At 56.0% G+C, this 2,164-nt stretch carries 1 pseudogene; it reads left to right on the forward strand.

What is annotated here, in order from left to right:
- Positions 1–2,164, forward strand: a pseudogene (locus tag SMB34_RS20785) (Ig-like domain-containing protein); the annotation flags it as partial.

Raw genomic sequence — 2,164 nt, forward strand, 5'->3', positions numbered from 1 at the left:
TCTGCCGATGGTTCAGACGTTGCAACGACGACCGGCAGCATCACTGTTGATGTGGCTGGTGTCGCGGATGCGCCGACACTGGAAGTGTCGGACGCCTCTGGCGACGAAGACAGTGCGATTGCACTTGATATTGACGCAGGCCTGACGGACAGCTCAGAAGTACTGACAGTGACCATCTCCGGTGTTCCGGATGGGGCAACCCTGTCTGCGGGCACCGATAACGGAGATGGCACCTGGACGTTGATCCCTGCACAGCTTGAAGCTCTTACGATCACACCATCGGAGAACTATTGGGGCAACTTTGAGCTGACCGTTACGGCCACATCGGTTGATGGTGAGGACAGTGCAAGCATCTCACAGGTGCTGCAGATCGAAGTGATTGACGATCCGAATGAGAGCGTGATTGGTACGGCCGGTTCTGATGAAATCACGACCGCTGAAGGTAATGATTATGTAGAAGCCCTGAGCGGCAACGATATTATCAATTCCGGTGCAGGTAATGATACCAACTATGGCGGCAGCGGCGATGACATTATTGATGCAGGCGAGGGTAATGATATCGTCTATGGCGGCAGCGGCCATGACATCATTGATGCCGGTCAGGGTAATGATACCGTCCATGGCGGCAGCGGACGTGACACGATCAGCGGCGGCGAGGGTGAGGATTATATCAATGCCGGTGGCTCGGATGACATTGTAACTGGCGGTGCCGGAGACGACACGATCTACGGTGGCAACGGTCGTGACACGATTTCGGGCGGCGACGGTAGTGATTACATCAATGCCGGAAATTCTGATGACATCGTGAATGGCGGTGCAGGTAACGACACCGTTATTGGCGGCGGCGGCAAGGATACCCTTGATGGGGGTGACGGCACGGATACGCTTTATGGCGGTAATTCGGACGACACGCTGACAGGGTCGGGCGATGACAGGCTTTATGGCGAGGCTGGAAATGACGAGATCAATTACACCGTCGATCTGAGCGCAGAGGGAACCGGCATTGTCGATGGCGGTTCAAACACCGATACATTGAAGCTTTATCTGAATTCGGATCAGCTTTCAGGCGAGGGTGTTCTTGAAGCATTGCAGGACCTCAAAGCCCATGTCGAAAGCGGTGAGGGCGGCAGCCTGATGCTTGACGCACTCGGGGTCGAGGTCAGCAATATCGAGAATCTCGAAATTTATGTCGATGGTGCGTCCTATAACCCGGCGGCAGAGGCTCCGGCACTGGATGTCGCTGATGCCACGGGTGCCGAGGATGGCGGCGCGATTGCCCTTGATATTGATGCGTCGCTTGGCGACGCAACCGAAATCCTGAGCATCACCATTTCTGGTGTGCCCGAAGGTGCGATCCTGTCTGCCGGAACCGATAACGGAGACGGTAGCTGGACGCTGGAGGCCGCAGACCTTGAAGGTTTGACGATTACACCGGTCGATGATTACAGCGGTACATTCGATCTTACCGTTACGGCAACTTCAAGTGCTGGCGATGACAGTGCATCGACCAGCCAGGTCATCACTGTTGATGTCAGTGCAGTTGCAGATGCACCGACTTTGACCGTGTCGGATGCATCGGGCAGCGAAGACAGCGCGATTGGTCTGGATGTCGATGCGGGGCTGACAGATACCAGCGAAACGATGACCATCACCATCAGCGGTGTTCCCGATGGGGCCAGCCTGTCGGCTGGGACCAATAACGGTGATGGCAGCTGGACATTGAGTGCGAGTGATCTTGAAGGTCTGAGCATCACCCCGAGCGGTGATTACAGCGGCAGCTTTGATCTGACCGTCACGGTAACATCGCAGGACGGCAACGACACGGCATCGATCAGCGATACCATTACGGTTGCTGTCGCCGGTGTCGCGGACAAGCCAGCACTGGATGTATCAAATGTATCCGGCACCGAAGACAGTGCCATTGCGCTCGATATCGATGCCGGCCTGACAGATGCATCTGAACTCCTGACCGTCACGATCAGTGGCGTGCCAGAGGGCGCGACCCTGTCAACCGGTACCGATAACGGTGATGGCAGCTGGACGCTATCTGCTGCCGACCTGAATGGTCTGACGATTACACCAGCGGATGATTTTAGCGGATCGTTTGATCTGACAGTCACCGCTCAATCTGCGGATGGTGAAGATGTTGCGACGAGCAGCGGCA

It is taken from the genome of Thalassospira permensis NBRC 106175, from assembly GCF_000714555.1.
GTDB classification, from domain to species: Bacteria; Pseudomonadota; Alphaproteobacteria; order Rhodospirillales; family Thalassospiraceae; genus Thalassospira; species Thalassospira xiamenensis.